Genomic DNA, 17,110 nt, shown 5'->3' on the forward strand with positions numbered 1-17,110 from the left:
TCAGGACTGTTGGGCACGCAGGATGGATAAATTCGCGCGGACCGTCTTTGTCGTCGGGTGGTCCTCGCCCAGTACCCGGAGAAGGCCGGCCAGTGCCTGCTCGGCCAACGGGATCGCCCGCACCACATTCCCCGACGCCTCATACGCATGTGCCAGGTTGCTCCGCGAAGCCAGCGTGTCCGGGTGATCCTCACCCAACACCCGCACACGATCCTCCAACGTCCGCTCGGCCAACTGGATCGCCCGCACCACATCACCCGACGCCACATACATGCCACCCAGGTTGCTCCGCGAAATCAGCGTGCCTGGGTGATCCTCACCCAACACCCGCACGCAATCCTCCAACGCCCGCTCGGCCAACGGGATCGCCCGCACCACATCACCCGACGCCTCATACGCACGTGCCAGGTTGCTCCACGAAGCCAGCGTGTCCGGGTGATCCTCACCCAACACCCGCACGCAATCCTCCAACGCCCGCTCGAACAACGGGATCGCCCGCACCGCATCACCCCACGCCACATACGCGCCGGCCAGGTTGATCCGCAAAGCCAGCGTGCCTGGGTGATCCTCACCCGACACCCGCACACGATCCTCCAACGTCCGCTCGAACAACGGGATCGCCCGCACCACATCACCCGACGCCCAAACCGCAAGAGCCAGGTTGCTCCGCGAACTCAGCGTGCTCGGGTCATCCTCGCCGAACAGCCGGGCAGCCGCTGCCAGAGAGCGGATGTAGTAGTCGGTTGCCTGACTCAACTGCCCTTGCATTTCGAGGAACTCTCCTGCATGAGCGAGGATCAGATCAATCTCAGCCGTGTCCTCGTCCGGATCGCACGCATCGAGGATGGCTTCGACGTGGGGAAGCAAGGCTCTCCACGTCGGCCAGCCCGCGACGTTCAAGCGGGGATCGTCCGGAAGCTCGTCGAGCAGCAGCTCCGCGGCCCGGTCACGCGCAGCCATGACGCGCGCCTGATCGCGATGCGGATCGTCCGCCGACGGTGTGCGGGCCACCATCTGGACCAGGCGGTGGATGCCGACCCCGGCCCGGTCGAGCGTGATCATGTTGTAGTCGCCCAACAGCCCCAGAAGCTGGGCGAGGTCGACCGGGTCCTCGGCCAGCGGCTCGAACAGAGATCGTGGGATGCCTGTCGGGGCGTACCACGCTGCGTTCCGCAGGATCTCCACCGCCCTGGGATCCCGCTCCTCAAGCACGTCCAGCGTGATGCGCCAGATCCGCGCAACCGTCCGTTCGGGGTCGGAACCGCCCGGTGCAGCATCCGTGGCGCGCTGGGGGTACCGGTGCAGCATCGCGCTGTACTCGGCGATCGTGATGCCGGTCTGCGCGATGAAGGCCCCCGACTGTTCCAGCGCGAGCGGCAGGTAGCCCAACTCGTCCGCCAAGGCCCGGGCCTCGTCGGCGTCAGCGTCCTCGACAAGGCGTGACAGAAGGCCACTCGCTGCTTCCTCATCCAGCACGTGCAACGAAATCGGCTCGCACACCCAGCCCCGCTTGTAGCGGCTCGTGATCAAGTGGCGGCCCGATGAGCGCAGTTGGCCAGTCCAGGTATGCACGTCCTCCGGTTTCTCCGCGTTGTCGAAGACCAGGAACCACCCAGGATGCGTCTGCAACCATCCGACGGCCCACTCAGCGGCCTGTGTGGTGGTGAGGTCGGACGCCTCCGCGCCCCGCAGGCGGACGGTGAGGGCGGCGAAGCCCGCTTCGATCAGTTCAGGGGTGTCCGAGCGGATCCACCACACCAGCCGGTACGCCCCGGCGTGGTCATGCGCGTAGTGCAGGGCGAGAGTCGTCTTCCCGACGCCCCCGAGTCCGTGCAACGTCTGTGTGATCGCCTGTTCTGATTCCGCCGAGAGGGCCCTCTCCAACTCGGCCATCACCTCCGCCCGGCCGACGAAGATCGGCGACGGCAGCTCCGGCAGGTTGTTCACACCCGGCGGGACTTCGACGTCGTACGCCGTACGCGACCGCTCCTCGCCTTCACCGGCCGTAACCTCCTCCGGGACCAACTCCCCCACCGCCGCGACGAACCCGGGCCGCGCCGCCAGCGACACCACCGACACGGCGGTCACCTGATCCCCGTCGTAATCCCGCCGCCGGTCGGTCGTCACGACCCCGATGAGCCGCCCCCGCGCGAACAACGCCGCCCCGGACGCCCCCGCCCACCGAGACTTCTCGTCCGGCTTGCTGGGTACGGCGACCTGATCGACGTACGCCGTGATCAGCCCGCCGGACTTGAGTCCCGTCAGCGTCTCGATGTGGCCGCGGATCTCCTTCGTGTCGCGGACGCCGTCCCGCACCTCAGACCGGGGAAAGCCGACCGCGACGCACGTCATCCGCTGTTCGTCCCGCACGACCGTGCCGTCGATCCGCCCCCATCGGACGGGTTTGACGCCCAACGGCGGCTGCCGGCTCAGCCCCGTGATCCTGATCAACGCCCCGTCGGCCTGCGGCTCCCGCTCCAGATCGGGCGGCGCGGTCTGCGGCCACAGCACCTCCGCCGCAACCCATTCCTCGTCATGGCCGAGCCGCTTTACCTCCAATGCCCCACAACCCAGCACATTGTGAAGCGCCGTCAGGACAAGTCCGTCCGCGACGAGATACCCGGTCCCCGAACACTTCCCAACCGGATTCCAGATCTCCATGACCCGCCGCGCATCCACAGGCCAACACCCCCGCGCTCCCCGTTACTTGGGGCGTTCCCCGGACTCATCACTGATACGCAGATCCGCACCCTCGGCATCCACCGGCTGAAGCGTGATCTTCACGCGGCTCATCGTCCCCTTGGACCGCGACGCCTTGGCCTCCGCCCCGAACGGCAGGACCAGCACCTTCGCCCGAGCTTCCCCGTCCTTCTTCACATCCACGGAGAACTCGACCTCAACGGGCCCGGTCCTGAACTGGATCTCCTGCCCCGCCCCGTCCCGCGCAGCCTGCTGAAGTTCCGCCCGGATCGCCCCGATCGCCTCGGCAAGACCGACCCACGCCTGATCCGCCATCGAGCGTCCCCGTTCGTCCCCGTACACGCACTGTGGGACGCAGCGTACTCGCCGCGCTCCACACCGTAGGGCCCAACTCATCGACGTACGAAGGAAGATGACATCCGCGACAGTCAGGCCGCCCCGACCGCGCGGTCCCCGTACTCGATCGTCACAGTGATCCTGGCCCCGAGCGCCTCCGCATACGTGCGCATCGTCTCCAGGTTGTGGATCTCCCCGCGCTCGATCTGAGAGACCCTGGCCTGCGAGATTCCCACCGACCCGGCCACCTGAGCCTGCGTCAGCCCCTGCTCCTCGCGGATCTCCCGGAGATGGTGACCCACCACGCGCGCCTCGGTCGCCGTACGCGCGGCCTGCTTGCGGGACTCCCATTCGGCGTCGGGCACTTCGGGCTGGTTCTCCCGCATCCGGCGTTTGACGTCTGCCCAGTTGCTGTACTGGCTCATCGGGTCTTCCCGTCCTCTCCCGCCTCGTCCGCGGCGGCCAAGTACTCGTCGTAGCGGGCCTCGGCAAGGGGGACCGACTCGCGATACCAGTCCCTCCAGCGGCCGGACTTGTCTCCGGCCACCAGCAGAATCGCTTCCCGCTTGGGGTCGAAGACGAACAGAATCCGGACCTCGGTGCTCCCCGAGCTGCCTGGTCGCAGCTCTTTGAGGTTGTGGGTACGGCAACCGGTGAGCCGGTCGACGAGCGGGCGCCCCAGCGCTGGGCCGCTCTCCGAAAGCATGTCGACCGCCGCTTCGACGAGGTCCGCCGACACCGGGTCCTCCTCTGCCAGCTTGAGCAGCCACGACTCCACCGCTGAGTGGAGGTTGATCTCCCAGTTCATGCTCCGCATCCCAGCGTAAGGCGCAGAACAATAAAAGGGAATCCTTATATCTTCAGCTCAACGGGTGAATGAGGGCATCCCGGTGTACAGAAGTACGCCCCCGCCAACCCGTCGTTACTTGACCGTCCGCAACCCCAACGGTCCCGCGATCTCCTCCGCCATGACCTTGCCCGCTTCCTCTGCGAGGGCGTCCTCGCCGAGGTCCTGGTCGGTGTCCAGGCCGTCGAGTTCTTCCAGGGGCTGGTTCAGGCGGACGTGGGCTACTACGGACTGGAGGGCGCGGAGGGTTGCGGAGGCGGTGGAGCCCCAGTTGGAGAAGTAGGAGAACTGCCACCACCAGAGGGCTTCGGTGGTGCGGCCGGCGCGGTAGTGGGCCATGCCGTGGCGGAGGTCGGCGATGACATCGGCGAGGTCGTCGGAGATGCGGGCCGGGACCGGGGCCTTGCGCGGCTCGTAGGGGTCGAAGACCTCGGAGTAGACGTCGATCGGCTCCAGCATCACCGCGAGGCGCTCGCGGATGTCGTCCACGTCGGGCTCCGGGCCCAGGTCGGGCTCGTAGCGCTCGTCGGGGAGGATGTCCTCGTGCGCGCCGAGGCGGCCGCCGGCCAGCAGGAGCTGGGAGACCTCCAGGAGGAGGAAGGGGACCGCCGAGTCCGGCTCGTCGCCCTTCGCCACCTCGGAGACGGCGACCAGGAAGCTCTCGACCTGGTCCGCGATCTGGACCACGAAGTCGTCCGGGTCCTGGCTGGTCGCGTGAAGCGTGGCGTCAGACATCTAGGAGTCGTCTCCCCTCGAAGGCGCGGCCGAGCGTGACCTCGTCCGCGTATTCCAGGTCGCCGCCCACCGGGAGGCCGCTGGCCAGGCGGGTGACCTTGAGGCCCATGGGCTTGATCATGCGGGCGAGGTACGTGGCCGTGGCCTCGCCCTCCAGGTTCGGGTCCGTGGCGAGGATCAGTTCCGTGACCACACCGTCGGCGAGACGGGCCAGGAGCTCTCTTATGCGCAGGTCGTCCGGGCCGACGCCCTCGATCGGGCTGATCGCGCCGCCCAGGACGTGGTACTTGCCCCGGAACTCGCGGGTGCGCTCGACCGCTACGACGTCCTTCGACTCCTCGACCACGCAGATCACCGAGAGGTCGCGGCGCGGGTCGCGGCAGATGTTGCACAGCTCTTCCTGCGCGACGTTCCCGCAGGTCGCGCAGAAGCGGACCTTCGCCTTGGCCTCCAGCAGGCACTGCGCGAGACGGCGGACGTCCGTCGGCTCGGCCTGGAGGATGTGGAAGGCGATCCGCTGCGCGCTCTTGGGACCGACGCCGGGCAACCGCCCCAACTCGTCGATGAGGTCCTGGACCACGCCTTCGTACAACGGATTGCCTTTCCTGGTTCCTCACGTGCGTGCTTGCTTCGGCGGTACGTACGTACCGTAGTTGGCCGTTGCCCCTCTTAGAAAGACAGGCCGTGTCTCAGAACGGCACGCCCGTGTCTCAGAACGGCAGGCCGGGGATACCGCTGCCGCCGCCGAGACCCTGGGCGAGCGGGCCGAGCTTCTGCTGCTGGAGCGCCTGCGCGTTCTCGTTCGCCGCCTGGACCGCCGCGACGACCAGGTCGGCGAGGGTCTCGGTGTCCTCCGGGTCCACCGCCTTCGGGTCGATGACCAGGGCACGCAGCTCACCCGAGCCCGTCACCGTCGCCTTCACCAGGCCGCCGCCCGCCTGGCCTTCGACCTCGGTGCGCGCGAGTTCCTCCTGCGCGTTCGCGAGGTCCTGCTGCATCTTCTGGGCCTGCTGGAGCAGCTGCTGCATGTTGGGCTGGCCACCACCGGGAATCACGATCAGCTCCTGGTTTCGTACGGCTGTGAGTACCGCCGTGAGTGCGGTTGTCAGTACCGCTTCGAGTACGGCTGCGAGTGCGGGATTTTCCCTCTCGGCACGAGCCTACGTGGTCGGCCGGGCCATCGCTCAAGCACTCTTTCGAGTGAGGCGGTCCGGAAGCCTATACCTGATCAAGCCCCACTTCCGGGCGTAAAAGCGATGAAACCCGGGCCATCGCCACCCATTGGGCGGTAGGAAGGGCGTGACGCTGCTGCATCATGCGTCACGTGACGTCACGCAACGTCATCACCGTCGTCAGTAGGGAGTGCCGGGTGAGCCAGCCGGAGATGCAGCCCGAGGGGCCGCCCCAGGACGGGCGGGGCGGGCCGGGCGGGCGCGACGACGGCGCCGCGGGGACCCGGCCGGGCGACCTGACCGGGCGGCCGTTTCCGCTCGGGGACTGGGGGGAGCCCGCGGAGCGGCTCGACGAGCTGTACCGGTGGGTGGAGTGCGGGGCGCTCGACACGGCTTCCTGGTATCTCGCGGACCGGGTACGGAAGCGGTGGGCGGCGCGGGTGCTGCGGGGCGGGGCGGCGGTGGGGGCTGTCGCCGGGGCCGCGCTTCCTCTCCTCGACCTCACGGGTGTGGTCGGCGGGGTTGCCCCCTGGGGGTATCTGGCGCTGCTGCTCGGGGGTGCGTGCGTCGCCTGTGACCGGTTCTTCGGGGTTACGTCCGGGTGGATAAGGGACGTGGCCACGGCTCAGGCGGTGCAGCGGCGGCTTCAGGTACTTCAGTTCGACTGGGCGTCCGAGAGTGTGCGGGAGGTTCTGGGGCCTACGGAGGGGACGGCCAGTGAGGCCGCCGAGCGGTGTCTTGGGGTGTTGCGGCGGTTCTCTGATGACGTGACTGAGCTGGTGCGGGCGGAGACGGCGGACTGGATGGTGGAGTTCCGGACGGGGTCCGCGCCTATGGGGATCCAGTCGTCGGTGGGGTCGCCTCGGGGTGAGGGGGTGCCGCCGGGGCGGGTGCCTTTGCCGCCGGGGACTCGGCCGAACATGCCTCGGCAGCGGCCGCCGGAGCCTCGGTAGCCCCCCGGGGGTGGGCTGGGGTGGAGTTTTTCGCCCCCTCCGCCCCTGCCCGTCCCTTGTTTCTGGGGGCTCCGCCCCCAGACCCCCGCATCGCGCTGACGCGCTCGTCCTCAAACGCCGGACGGGCTGAAAGATCTTCCCCGGCCCGGGGTGAAGAGCGCAGCCTCCACGGGTGGGTGGGGGATCGGGACGGCACCGCCTCGTCAAAGATCTACGCCCCCGGCGCCGGGAACGCCACCGGGCTCCGCTCCCCCGCCCGGTTCACCGCCCGTACGCCGAAGAACACGTTGTCCTTGGAGATGTCGACCTCGTAGGTCGTCACGTCGCCCGCGGGGAGGACGTGGGTCCACTCGGGGGCCGTTGTCTCGCGCCAGACCACTTCGTAGCCGGCGAGGTCCGGTTCGGTGCCTCGGGTCCAGGTCAGTTGGGTGGAGTTGGTCAGGGCGGACGTGATGATCTTGGTGTCGCGTGGGGTGCCGGGGGCCTGGGCCAGGGTCCACAGGGCTGCCGCGTTGACCTTCGCGACCCGGGCGACGAAGGCGAAGTCGCAGAACTCCGGCAGGTCTCCGTACTGCTTGCCGGTGTCGTCGACGCGTACGTCCTGGTGCTGGTGGGCGTAGTCCTCCGCCGGTTCCGTGAACCGGGCCGCCGGGTAGCCGCGTTCGAGGAAGGGGATCTGGTCGCCACCCCGGAGGTAGCGGTCCCGGCGGTACACCATCCGTACGTGCATGCCCGTCGCCGCGTTGTCCGCCGTGTCGCGGACGAAGCGGGCCAGCTGGCGGGTCGGGGAGTCGTTCTCGCCGCCCACCGAGCGGCGGGTGGCTGCCTGCGCCGTGGTCTCCGACGTCGGCACGCCCTCCGCGAAGAGGCGGATCGTGTACGGGTCCTCCACACCGTCGTCGGCCGTCGGACTGCCCACGATGTCGTTGGTGAACATGCCCTGCACATCCGCCCCGGCCGCTTTGAACTGCTGTGCCATGTAGGCCGATCCGTACAGCCCCTGCTCCTCACCCGCGACCGCCGCGAAGACGATCGTGGCGGCGGGGCGGCGCCGGGCCATCACCCGGGCCAGTTCGAGGGCCACCGCCACGCCGGACGCGTCGTCGTCCGCGCCCGGGGCGTCGGACACGGCGTCCATCACATCGGTCACCCGCGAGTCGTAGTGGCCCGACACCACGTACACCCGCTCCGGGGTCACCGATCCGCGCAGGGTCGCCACGACGTTCGTGATGCGCGTCGCGGTCGGGATGCGGCTCGCCGGCTCCTGGATGTACGACTGTGCCTCGACCGTCATACGGCCGCCCGACTCGGCGGCGTACGAACGGAGTTCGGCGAGCAGCCAGTCGCGCGCCGCGCCTATCCCCCGTACCGGATCGTCCTGCACGGAGAGCGTGTGGCGGGTCCCGAAGGAGACCAGTTTGCGGACGGTCGCCTCGATGCGGTCGGGGTCGATCTCCTTGAGGAGGGCGCGGAGTTCGCGGCTGGGGGGCTGCGCGGTCGCGGGCGGGCGGGAGCCGGATCCGGAGGAAGCCGCCTGCGCCGGAGGCGCCGTCACCCCCAGCGCCACCGCACTCGCCGCCGTCGCGGTCAGGACCGATCTCCTGCTGTGGCGCATGTGTCCTCCTGAGACAGCCGAGGCGAACCGATGGATCCTGCAATGGTTGTGTACGCGACAAGCCTCGGGCAAGGGGGCGTCGAGGGGTCCTGAGTGAACCCGGGATCAGCCCGCGCCGCAGATCCTCATCCCCACCGGTGTCCCGCACGGCAGATGCCCGTGCGTACGGATCACGTCCTGGCCGCCGCCCCTGATGTAGGTGAGGAAACTGGAGACGAGGGAGTCGGCGGGCGGGGCGCCGTAGGTGTAGGCGTACTCGATCTCGCGGTACGGGTAGTCGCTGGTGCCGTGTTCGAGGTCCTCGACGGAGGCTTCGTGGCCGTCGAGGCCGAGACCGTGCAGGCCGTCGTACCCGGTGGCGTTGTTTAGCTCGCTGTAGCCGACCGCGCCGGGCAGCTTGGCCACTGTGCTCAACACCTGGTCGGTGGAGTCGAGTTCGCAGCGCACGACGGGGGCGGTCGGGTCGTCCTTGTGGACGCAGTCGAGGGAGGAGTTCGCGATCTCGCCGCGGCCCAGCACGCGCCGCTGGAAGACCTGCCGGGTACCGGAGTTGGCGTCCCGGCTGACCAGCAGGACGGGCAGGTCGGGGCCGTCGAGCTCCTTCCAGTTCTTGATCTCGCCGCGGTAGAGACGGCGTACGTCCTCGGTGGACAGGTTCGTGAGGGAGATCTTGTCGTTGACGACCAGCGTGAAGACCGAGACGGCGACCCGGTTCTCCCGGAGTCTGTCGAGTCCGTTCGACTTGGGCCCGTCGGAGAGGGCGACGACGGGCGGGGCGCCGTTCTTGGACTCGGCTCCCGCGGTGTCCAGTTCGCGCAGTCCCGCCTGGCTGCCGTGCGCGTCCACCGTGATGTCGGCGCCCTCGCAGTCGTTCTCGTACTTCTCGGCCAGCTCGCGCATCACGGGCGCGAAGGCGGTCGAGCCGGTGACGGTCAGGCTGCCGGTCTCGCAGCCGATCGGGGGCCTGGTGTCGTCGCGCAGCACGACGATCAGCGCGAGGGTCACGACGCACACGGTCAGCAACGCGGTGATCAGCTGGGCCGCACGGCTGAACAGCGGCGGCCGGTCGTCCGGTGTCATGGCACGGTTGGGCCGGACCTCACCGTCCCGGATCCCGCCGATGATCTGTATCGGGCACCCCACGTCGCCGCCCGACAGCAGCACGAGGAGCTTGTAGTGCTCGCCCCGGTTGAGCGGGACGCGCGGGATGCGCAGGATGCCGTCCTCGTAGCCGAGGCCCGCGGACGGCGTGAAGTTGCCCATGAGGTTGTTGGCGCCGGGCGGCTGGGTGACGGACACGCCCCGGATGGTGCGGTCCGTGAACACCGCGGTCAGACCGTGCCGTTCACCACTCGTGTAGTCCTCGCGGGCGATGCTCTGCGAGCCGTCGTTCTCCACCCGCAGCAGGACGAGCGTGGCGTTGGTCATGTCGGGCGTCTCGTCGAACAGCCCGAGCCGGACGTTCGCGATCCCCGAACGCACGTCGTCGCCTATCGGGTTGTCCATCTGCACCCGGTAGCCGATGCGTTTGCGACGCGGCACCCGGCGCTCGTACCAGACCATCACGGCGGCGGCGACGATACCGATCAGAGCGGTACCGACGGCCACCACGTTCTCTGCGCTGAGCCACTCCACTTGAGCACTCCCCCGAGCCCGATGGTGCGGACACGGTACGGCGCGGAACGGGAACCTCCAGGAGACGTCAGGTGAATTTCCTGAGGTGCCGTCAGCAGCTCTTCAGGCACATGCCCTTCGTGTAGGTCAGCCGCTCTTCGTGTACGTCAGCGACTCGCCCGACTGGGTGTTCACGCGGCGCAGGGTGCCGTCCGGGAGGAGGCTGACCTCGGAGGCGGCGCCCGGGGAGCAGGAGGAGGCCGGTTCACCGACGGTGACCTCGGAGGGGCCGATCTCCAGCGGTCCGTCCGCCGCCGGGGTCCCGGTCAGAGTGGCCTGGAAGACACAGTGGTACGTGCCGCTGCCGGCCGGGCCGTCCGCGGTGAGCGCGAGGACCGTGTCACCCACCTCGCCCTGCTGGATGACCAGTTGGCGGGTGTTGTGGCCCGTGTCGTTGTCGATGGCGGCACTCCAGACACCGAGGTAGGCATCCGGGACCACGCCGCCCTCGGGTGCCTGCGTCGTGGGCGAATCGGTCGCGGTGGGGGCGGACGGCTCGGGTGCGGTCGGGCCGGGTGTCACGGGCGCGCTGGAAGCCGAGGACGACTTCGCGTCATCGTTCCCGTCGCTGCTGTCGCCGCTCATCAGCGCGTAGACCGAGCCGCCCGCGCCGAGCGCGACGATCAGGGCCACGCCGATGAGGGCGGCGGTGGAGCGGCTGCTTCCGCGCGGGGGTTCGGGCTGCGGGGGGTAGGGGCCGACTCCGGGGCCGTACGGGGGTGTTGGCCCGTACGGGGGTGTCGCACCGTACGGAGAGGACTGCTGGCCGTCCCAGCCGACCGGCGGCTGCGGATAGCCGTACGCGGGCTGAGCAGGCTGCCCGGGAGGTTGCGGGTGCTGCTGGGGATAGCCGTACGCGGGGTGCGGGGCGGCGGGGGGCGGCGGCGTCTGGCTCGCGCCCGCGATCATCGTGGGGAGGTGGTTCACGGGAGCGGGCGGAGCGGGCTGTCCCGGTGGAGGCGGGGTGGAGCCTTCCTCGGAAGGGGCGGACGCGTGTTCCGGGGACGCCTGGGGAGGAGCGGCGGGCTCCGGCGGGGGCGCGTACGGCGGCTTGGACGGGTTCGGGGCGGAGGGCGGCTTGGAGAGGTCCGGGGCCGGAACCGGAGCCGGAGCCGGGTCCAGGGCGGCCGGGACGCGGGCCAGCCGTGTCGTCGGGGCTCCCGACCCCGACCCCGGCCCCTCGTCCGGGTTCTCCGTGTCCAGCAACTGCACGGCGTGCCGACCGAGTTGGGCCACCAGCGCACTCGGCAGCCAGGGGTCGCGCGTCCGCCCGTCCGAGACGGTGTCCTCCGCGCCGGTCCGCTCCAGGATCTGGTCGAGGGTGAGCCGGGCGGCGGGGTCCTTGCGCAGGCAGGCGCGTACGAGGTCGGCGAGGCCCTCCGGCATCCCGTCCAGGTCGGGTTCCTCCTGCGCGATGCGGAACATCATCGCGTGCACACCGGAGTTGGCCGCGCCGAACGGAAGGGCGCCCGTGGCGGCGTACGCGAGAACCGAGCCCAGGCAGAACACGTCGCACGCGGGCGTGATGCGGTCACCGCGGACCTGCTCGGGGGCCATGAATCCGGGCGAGCCGACCAGCGCGCCGGTGCGCGTGAGGCCGCCGTCGGTCACCGTCTCCAGGGCGCGCGCGATCCCGAAGTCGATGACGCGGGGGCCGTCGATGGTGACGAGGACGTTCGAGGGCTTGAGGTCCCGATGGATCAGCCCCGCGGCGTGGATGTCCCGCAGGGCGTAGGCGAGCCCGGCGGCGAGGATGCGCACCGACCGCTCGGGGAGCGCCCCGTGCTCGCGGCCCACGACGGCCTGCAGGCTCGGTCCCGCGACATAGCCGGTGGCCAGCCAGGGGATCTCGGCCTCGGTGTCCGCGTCGAGGACGGGCGCCGTCCAGTACCCGCCGACCCGCCGCGCGGCCAGCACCTCCTGCCGGAACCGCGCCCGGAACTCCTCCTGCTCGGCGAGCTCCTGGCGCACCAGCTTGACCGCGACCGTCCGCCCCCGGTCGGACCGGGCGAGATACACGTGCCCCATCCCCCCGGCACCGAGCCGCGCCAGCAGCCGATACGCGCCGATCCGCTGCGGATCCCCCGGTCCCAGCTTCTCCATGGCTGCGCCCACCCTCCCCGTACGTGTGCAACAGCCCGAGGATAGTGCGGCCTTACGGGGAGGCGGGGCGGGGCGGTGTCTACGGTTCCGTAACAGGGTGTGCCGATTCCGTGACACCCTCCGCACTCTCTGTCATGATCGCGTCGAGCGTTGTCGACAGGCGTTCCAACACCCGTACGGTCTCGGCGAATTCGTCCGCCCCGAGGGACTGCGCCAGCCGGTCCGCCAGATCCGCGTGGCCGGGGTCGATCCTGGTGATGGCGGCGCGGCCCTCCTCGGTCGGGGTGAGGAGTTTGGCCCGGCGGTGGGCGGGGTTGGGGAGGTACTCGGCCAGCCCCTTCTCCACCAGCAGGTCGGCGATGCGCTGCACGCTCTGGCGTGTGATGCCCATCGCGCGGGCGATCCCGGAGACGGGCAGCGGCTCGGGAAGCACCGCGCCGAGCACCTGCCACCAGGCCGCGGTGAGTCCGGAGGGGCGGGCCAACTCCTCGGCCACGGACAGGAACTGGCCGTTGAGCCGGAAGACGCCGAGGGCGCTGCGGCTCAGCAGGTCCTGGTGTGCTCGGCTCACTGTCCGGCCTTTTCCAGTACGGCGTAGGCCTCGGGGTCGGAGTCGTGGAACAGCCGGTACCAGGCGTCCAGGACCTCGCCCTCGTACACACCGAGGAGCCCGAAGACCTCGCGGGCGAAGGCGACGGGTTCGGTGGGGCCCGCGGTGACCAGGTTGCCGTCGGTGACGGCGTCCGTGTCGACGTACCGTTCGCCGCCCTTGTAGCCGGTGGCGGCGAGGTAGAAGGACACGGCGCTGGTGTGCGCGCGGTCGTCGAGCAGGCCTTCGCGGGCGAGCCCCGCGGTGCCTCCGCAGATCGCCGCGACGGGGACGCCCGCGTCGAGGAACGTGCGGGCCTTGCGGGCGAAGGGGGCCAGGTCGTCGCCGGTGTCCCACAGGTCCGCGCCGGTGAGGATCAGCAGCGAGCTGTCCTCGGGGCGGAGCTCGTCGAGGGCTAGGTCGGGCTGGATGCGGACGCCGCCGACCGTCGTCACCGGCTCCCGGGTGGGGCCGATGGTACGGATCTCGCGCCCTGCGCGGGCGAGGTAGGCGGTGGTGTGACCCGTCTCCCAGTCGGCGAAGGTGTCGTAGACGGCGAGGTGTACGGGCTTGGGCTCGGGCGTGCTGTGGTTCATCGCTCCTCCTTGACCGGGCATGTAAGCATGCTGTCACTTCGACAGCATGCTGTCAATGACTGTTGTCGAGCGGCGCAGAGGGATCCCCCCGTGAAGCCCGACAGACTGTCGCGGAAAGCCCCCGACCACAGACAAGACGCCGATATCGCGTCCACCTCGTGGACATTTACGCTTCGGCGCATGACCCCTCAGCCCAATCCCCAGGTCGGCGCCGCCGTGAAGGCAGCGGACCGTGCGCACGTGTTCCACTCCTGGTCCGCGCAGGAGCTCATCGACCCGCTCGCCGTCGCCGGCGCGGAGGGGTCGTACTTCTGGGACTACGAAGGCAAGCGGTATCTGGACTTCACCAGTGGGCTCGTCTTCACCAACATCGGGTACCAGCACCCGAAGGTCGTCGCCGCGATCCAGGAGCAGGCCGCAACCCTGTCCACGTTCGCGCCCGCCTTCGCCGTCGAGGCGCGTTCGGAGGCCGCGCGGCTGATCGCCGAGCGGACGCCGGGCGACCTGGACAAGATCTTCTTCACCAACGGTGGCGCGGAGGCCGTCGAGAACGCGACCCGGATGGCCAAGCTGCACACCGGCCGCCCGAAGGTCCTCTCCGCGTACCGCTCGTACCACGGGGCCACCTCCGCCGCGATCAACCTCACCGGTGACCCGCGGCGCTGGCCGAACGACAGCGGTGCGGCGGGTGTCGTCCACTTCTGGGCGCCCTTCCTCTACCGCTCCCCCTTCCACTCCGAGAGCGAGCAGCAGGAGTCGGAGCGGGCGCTCCAGCACCTCGAGGACACGATCGTCTTCGAGGGTCCCGGCACGATCGCGGCCCTGATCCTGGAGACGATTCCGGGTACGGCGGGGATCATGACGCCGCCGCCGGGTTATCTCGCCGGGGTGCGTGCGCTCTGCGACCGGTACGGGATCGTCTTCATCCTGGACGAGGTCATGGCCGGGTTCGGGCGTACGGGGAAGTGGTTCGCCGCCGATCACTACGGCGTGACGCCGGACCTGATGACCTTCGCGAAGGGGGTGAACTCCGGGTATGTGCCGCTGGGCGGTGTCGCGATCTCGGGGGCCATCGCGGAGACGTTCGCGCGGCGGCCGTATCCCGGGGGGCTGACGTACTCCGGGCATCCGCTGGCCTGTGCCGCCGCCGTCGCGACGATCAACGTGATGGAGGAGGAGGGGATCGTCGACCAGGCCGCGCTGATCGGGTCGACCGTCATCGGGCCCGGGCTGCACGAGCTTGCCTCGCGGCATCCGAGTATCGGTGAGGTGCGGGGTATGGGGGTGTTCTGGGCCCTTGAGCTGGTGAAGAACCGGGAGACCCGGGAGCCGCTGGTGCCGTACAACGCCGCCGGGGCGGACAACGCCGCCATGGCCGCGTTCGGTGCCGCCGCCAAGGCGGGTGGGCTGTGGCCCTTCATCAACATGAACCGCACGCACGTCGTGCCGCCGTGCAACGTCACCGAGGGTGAGGCCAAGGAGGGGCTCGCGGTACTGGACGAGGCGCTGGGTGTGGCGGACGAGTACGTGGTGTGAGGTGTGGGGTTTATCGCCCCCTCCGCCCCTACCCATTCCCGTCCCTTGGGGGCTCCGCCCCCAAACCCCCGCTCCTCAAACGCCGGAGGGGCTGAATATTCCCCGGCCGGGGAGAGAGGTTTCTAGCCCGTCCGGCGTTTGAGGACGAGCGCGTCAGCGCGATACGGGGGTCTGGGGGCGGAGCCCCCAGGAGCAAGGGACGGGTAGGGGCGGAGGGGGCGAAAAACCCTCCCCCCGCCCCCCACGGCGTATGGTGACTGGCTCCTAGACATACGCGACAAGGGGAGCCCGACACCATGCCCGGCACCGGCGGCACTGGCGCCGTAACCCGCAGCACCCTGCGCCAGCAGATCGCGGACGCGCTCCGCGACGAGGTGCTGGCCGGCCGCCTCCAGCCGGGCCAGGAGTTCACGGTGAAGGAGATCGCCGAGCAGTACGGCGTCTCCGCGACCCCGGTCCGAGAGGCCCTGGTCGACCTCTCGGCGCAGGGCCTCCTGGAGGCGGACCAGCACCGCGGCTTCCGCGTACGGGAGTACTCCGCCGCCGACTACCGAGGCATGATCGAGGCCCGGAGCCTCGTCACCGACGGCATCTTCCGCTCGATCACCGAAGACGTCCTGACGAGGCCCCAGGACCCCCGCACCACCGCCGCCCTCGCGGGCGTACGCCGCCGCGGCGAGGAGGCCCAGCGCGCCGCCGCCGCCGGCGAGCTGAACATCCTCATCGGCTACGACCTCCGCTTCTGGCGCGAGCTGAGCGGCCTCTTCGGCAACCCCTACCTCGCCGACTTCCTGCACCGCCTGCGCATCCAGTCCTGGGCCTGCGCGGTCCAGCACCTGCGCCAGGTCGCCGACCTCAAGGGCGACCTGTGGTCGGCCCACACGGAACTGGTGGACGCCCTCGCCCGCCGCGACGCGGTCGAGGCGCACGCGATCGTGACGGCGTACAACGCGCACTCGCTCGCGCTGATCGAGCGCCTGGCCTCGGGTTCGGGCTCGCCCGGGGTTTGAGGGCGCCCGTACGTTTGAGGTCGGGCGCTTCGGGCGATCGGTGGAGAACCGGAGTTGTGCACCGGGACCTGACCAGGACCGCCGCGCGCACTACGCTTCCCTGACCATCGTGCACACCAAGGAGCTAGAGGAGCCGTCTGTTGGCCTGTGACCTGTGGCTGGTCCCGCTCGTCGACGTGTTGTGCCACACCCCCGACAATCCCTTCGCCGAGGAACTCGCGCTCTACGACAAGACGCTGGCCGCAGCCGGCCTCCCGCCGGTCCCCGTGTACGCGTACATGCCGGGCCTGTCCGGCGACGTGGCCCCTGTCGCGGGGTTCGACTACGACGCGCTGCACTTCCTGCGCCGCGCGTACCTCCTTCAGATGTGCGGCCTCGCGGTGACGCCGGTGGACGAACTCGGCGGTGACTACGAGCAGTTGCTGGAGATGTTCGAGACGAACGCCCAGCAGTCGCACCTGGTCTGGCACTACGACCACGCGGGCGCGTACGTTCCCGTCGACTTCCCGCACCCGCTCGCCAACGACGAACTCCTCGCGGGCGGCGGCCCCCTGGGCTCCTCCCAGACCCTCCTGCGCGAACTCGAGTTCGTCGCCCAGTCGATCGGCATCGACCCGGCCAACCCGCCGGCCACGCCCCAGCCCCCCATGGCCCCCACGGACCTGGAGGAACCGGCAGCCCCAGCCCCCTACGACGCCAGTCCCTTCGCCCGCGAACGCCACGTCTGGCTGGGCCTGCACGCGGCCGCGACCCGCAGCCTGGCACAGGGCTCGATGATCGTCTTCAGCTGATGATCGCCCTCAACTGAGGCTGTGCGGGCCGGGCTGCATTGCGGCCCGGCCCGCACCACACCTCCGCCGGCAGTCAGCGCAGCTGAGACAGGCCCTTCGCGAGATCCTCGGCGTTCATGATCGGGCAGACCTCGACCTCGGCGTTGAACTGGGTGAGGAACGGCTCACCGACGGGAGGCAGGTCGGAGCTGTCCTTCATGTCGAAGACCAGGAGGCAGGTTCGGCGGCCGTCCAAGGGCGCGAAGTACGCCGCCTCCGGCTTGAGGTGGTCCAAGATCTCCGTGATCAGCTCCGGCATCTTGCCGCTGCGGATCGCTTCGTTCGACTTCTCCGTGTCCAGTGTCGCCCTGAGCAGGACGCGCATCGCACTCACCTTCTTCTGGTCGACGCACGTGCGCTTGCACTCGCGGCGCTCGCGATTGCATTTTCAGCCTATGCCCGATATGCGAGGTA

17 protein-coding genes are annotated in these 17,110 nt (G+C 69.8%); 4 read left to right on the plus strand and 13 right to left on the minus strand.

From position 1 onward, the window contains the following. The 7 genes from OG246_RS07020 to OG246_RS07050 form a co-directional block, all read right to left on the minus strand. Window positions 1-2,661 (minus strand): tetratricopeptide repeat protein, encoded by a 2,661-nt coding sequence (locus tag OG246_RS07020; protein WP_266457428.1) that lies wholly within the window; start codon window positions 2,659-2,661, stop codon window positions 1-3. A 42-nt stretch (window positions 2,662-2,703) separates the two neighbouring features. Then, window positions 2,704-3,015, minus strand: coding sequence for a trypco2 family protein (locus tag OG246_RS07025; protein WP_266457430.1), 312 nt, complete (start codon window positions 3,013-3,015; stop codon window positions 2,704-2,706). 113 nt (window positions 3,016-3,128) lie between these two features. After that, entirely contained in the window at window positions 3,129-3,461 is a 333-nt protein-coding gene (locus tag OG246_RS07030) for a helix-turn-helix domain-containing protein (RefSeq protein ID WP_266457432.1), read from the minus strand. After that, window positions 3,458-3,853 (minus strand): type II toxin-antitoxin system RelE/ParE family toxin, encoded by a 396-nt coding sequence (locus OG246_RS07035; protein WP_266457435.1) that lies wholly within the window; start codon window positions 3,851-3,853, stop codon window positions 3,458-3,460. The genes OG246_RS07030 and OG246_RS07035 overlap by 4 nt, the downstream gene beginning before the upstream one ends. A gap of 105 nt (window positions 3,854-3,958) precedes the next feature. Then, window positions 3,959-4,618 (minus strand): DUF5063 domain-containing protein, encoded by a 660-nt coding sequence (locus tag OG246_RS07040; RefSeq protein WP_266457438.1) that lies wholly within the window; start codon window positions 4,616-4,618, stop codon window positions 3,959-3,961. After that, entirely contained in the window at window positions 4,611-5,210 is a 600-nt protein-coding gene (gene recR / locus OG246_RS07045; RefSeq protein ID WP_266457441.1) for a recombination mediator RecR, read from the minus strand. Before recR ends, OG246_RS07040 begins: the two co-directional genes overlap by 8 nt. A 118-nt stretch (window positions 5,211-5,328) precedes the next feature. Next, the gene (locus OG246_RS07050) at window positions 5,329-5,673 is read right to left on the minus strand and encodes a YbaB/EbfC family nucleoid-associated protein (protein ID WP_266457444.1); all 345 of its coding nucleotides are present in this window, start codon (window positions 5,671-5,673) and stop codon (window positions 5,329-5,331) included. A 260-nt stretch (window positions 5,674-5,933) separates the two neighbouring features. On the opposite strand from OG246_RS07050, the gene OG246_RS07055 reads away from it, so the two are divergent. After that, a complete protein-coding gene (locus tag OG246_RS07055) occupies window positions 5,934-6,743 on the plus strand; it encodes an SLATT domain-containing protein (RefSeq protein WP_266457447.1) in 810 nt (269 codons plus the stop codon). Between the two features lie 211 nt (window positions 6,744-6,954). Here OG246_RS07055 and OG246_RS07060 read toward each other — a convergent pair whose 3' ends face one another. From OG246_RS07060 to OG246_RS07080, 5 genes are all read right to left on the minus strand, one after another. Next, window positions 6,955-8,358 carry a M20/M25/M40 family metallo-hydrolase gene (locus tag OG246_RS07060; RefSeq protein WP_266457450.1) on the minus strand — a complete coding sequence of 468 codons (1,404 nt, stop codon included), beginning with the start codon at window positions 8,356-8,358 and terminating at the stop codon, window positions 6,955-6,957. A 105-nt stretch (window positions 8,359-8,463) separates the two neighbouring features. Beyond that, window positions 8,464-9,993, minus strand: coding sequence for a substrate-binding domain-containing protein (locus OG246_RS07065; protein ID WP_266457453.1), 1,530 nt, complete (start codon window positions 9,991-9,993; stop codon window positions 8,464-8,466). 126 nt (window positions 9,994-10,119) lie between these two features. Continuing rightward, window positions 10,120-12,135, minus strand: a complete 2,016-nt coding sequence (locus OG246_RS07070) for a serine/threonine-protein kinase (protein ID WP_266457456.1) — start codon at window positions 12,133-12,135, stop codon at window positions 10,120-10,122. 79 nt (window positions 12,136-12,214) lie between these two features. Next, on the minus strand, window positions 12,215-12,706 hold the full coding sequence (locus OG246_RS07075) for a MarR family winged helix-turn-helix transcriptional regulator (protein ID WP_266457459.1): 492 nt from the start codon (window positions 12,704-12,706) through the stop codon (window positions 12,215-12,217). Then, a complete protein-coding gene (locus tag OG246_RS07080) occupies window positions 12,703-13,320 on the minus strand; it encodes a type 1 glutamine amidotransferase family protein (protein ID WP_266457460.1) in 618 nt (205 codons plus the stop codon). Before OG246_RS07080 ends, OG246_RS07075 begins: the two co-directional genes overlap by 4 nt. 180 nt (window positions 13,321-13,500) lie before the next feature. Between OG246_RS07080 and OG246_RS07085 the strand changes: the two genes are divergently transcribed. The 3 genes from OG246_RS07085 to OG246_RS07095 all read left to right on the plus strand — a co-directional run bounded on the left by OG246_RS07085 (window position 13,501) and on the right by OG246_RS07095 (window position 16,657). Beyond that, the gene (locus tag OG246_RS07085) at window positions 13,501-14,856 is read left to right on the plus strand and encodes an aspartate aminotransferase family protein (protein ID WP_266457462.1); all 1,356 of its coding nucleotides are present in this window, start codon (window positions 13,501-13,503) and stop codon (window positions 14,854-14,856) included. Between the two features lie 296 nt (window positions 14,857-15,152). Continuing rightward, window positions 15,153-15,866 (plus strand): GntR family transcriptional regulator, encoded by a 714-nt coding sequence (locus OG246_RS07090; protein WP_266457464.1) that lies wholly within the window; start codon window positions 15,153-15,155, stop codon window positions 15,864-15,866. A gap of 140 nt (window positions 15,867-16,006) precedes the next feature. After that, the gene (locus OG246_RS07095; RefSeq protein WP_266457466.1) at window positions 16,007-16,657 is read left to right on the plus strand and encodes a hypothetical protein; all 651 of its coding nucleotides are present in this window, start codon (window positions 16,007-16,009) and stop codon (window positions 16,655-16,657) included. Between the two features lie 73 nt (window positions 16,658-16,730). On the opposite strand, the gene OG246_RS07100 is transcribed toward OG246_RS07095, so the two are convergent. Beyond that, window positions 16,731-17,021 (minus strand): DUF3303 family protein, encoded by a 291-nt coding sequence (locus tag OG246_RS07100; RefSeq protein WP_266457469.1) that lies wholly within the window; start codon window positions 17,019-17,021, stop codon window positions 16,731-16,733. Window positions 17,022-17,110: the final 89 nt, after the last annotated feature.

It is taken from the genome of Streptomyces sp. NBC_00620, from assembly GCF_026341825.1.
In the GTDB taxonomy this organism is placed as follows: domain Bacteria; phylum Actinomycetota; class Actinomycetes; order Streptomycetales; family Streptomycetaceae; genus Streptomyces.

Bases quoted from the DNA above. Each gene is read 5' to 3' on its own strand.
- OG246_RS07020 (WP_266457428.1), bottom strand. From the start codon at position 2,661: ATGGAGATCTGGAATCCGGTTGGGAAGTGTTCGGGGACCGGGTATCTC.
- OG246_RS07025 (WP_266457430.1), bottom strand. From the start codon at position 3,015: ATGGCGGATCAGGCGTGGGTCGGTCTTGCCGAGGCGATCGGGGCGATC.
- OG246_RS07030 (WP_266457432.1), bottom strand. From the start codon at position 3,461: ATGAGCCAGTACAGCAACTGGGCAGACGTCAAACGCCGGATGCGGGAG.
- OG246_RS07035 (WP_266457435.1), bottom strand. From the start codon at position 3,853: ATGCGGAGCATGAACTGGGAGATCAACCTCCACTCAGCGGTGGAGTCG.
- OG246_RS07040 (WP_266457438.1), bottom strand. From the start codon at position 4,618: ATGTCTGACGCCACGCTTCACGCGACCAGCCAGGACCCGGACGACTTC.
- OG246_RS07055 (WP_266457447.1), top strand. From the start codon at position 5,934: ATGCGTCACGTGACGTCACGCAACGTCATCACCGTCGTCAGTAGGGAG.
- OG246_RS07060 (WP_266457450.1), bottom strand. From the start codon at position 8,358: ATGCGCCACAGCAGGAGATCGGTCCTGACCGCGACGGCGGCGAGTGCG.
- OG246_RS07070 (WP_266457456.1), bottom strand. From the start codon at position 12,135: ATGGAGAAGCTGGGACCGGGGGATCCGCAGCGGATCGGCGCGTATCGG.
- OG246_RS07080 (WP_266457460.1), bottom strand. From the start codon at position 13,320: ATGAACCACAGCACGCCCGAGCCCAAGCCCGTACACCTCGCCGTCTAC.
- OG246_RS07085 (WP_266457462.1), top strand. From the start codon at position 13,501: ATGACCCCTCAGCCCAATCCCCAGGTCGGCGCCGCCGTGAAGGCAGCG.
- OG246_RS07090 (WP_266457464.1), top strand. From the start codon at position 15,153: ATGCCCGGCACCGGCGGCACTGGCGCCGTAACCCGCAGCACCCTGCGC.
- OG246_RS07100 (WP_266457469.1), bottom strand. From the start codon at position 17,021: ATGCGCGTCCTGCTCAGGGCGACACTGGACACGGAGAAGTCGAACGAA.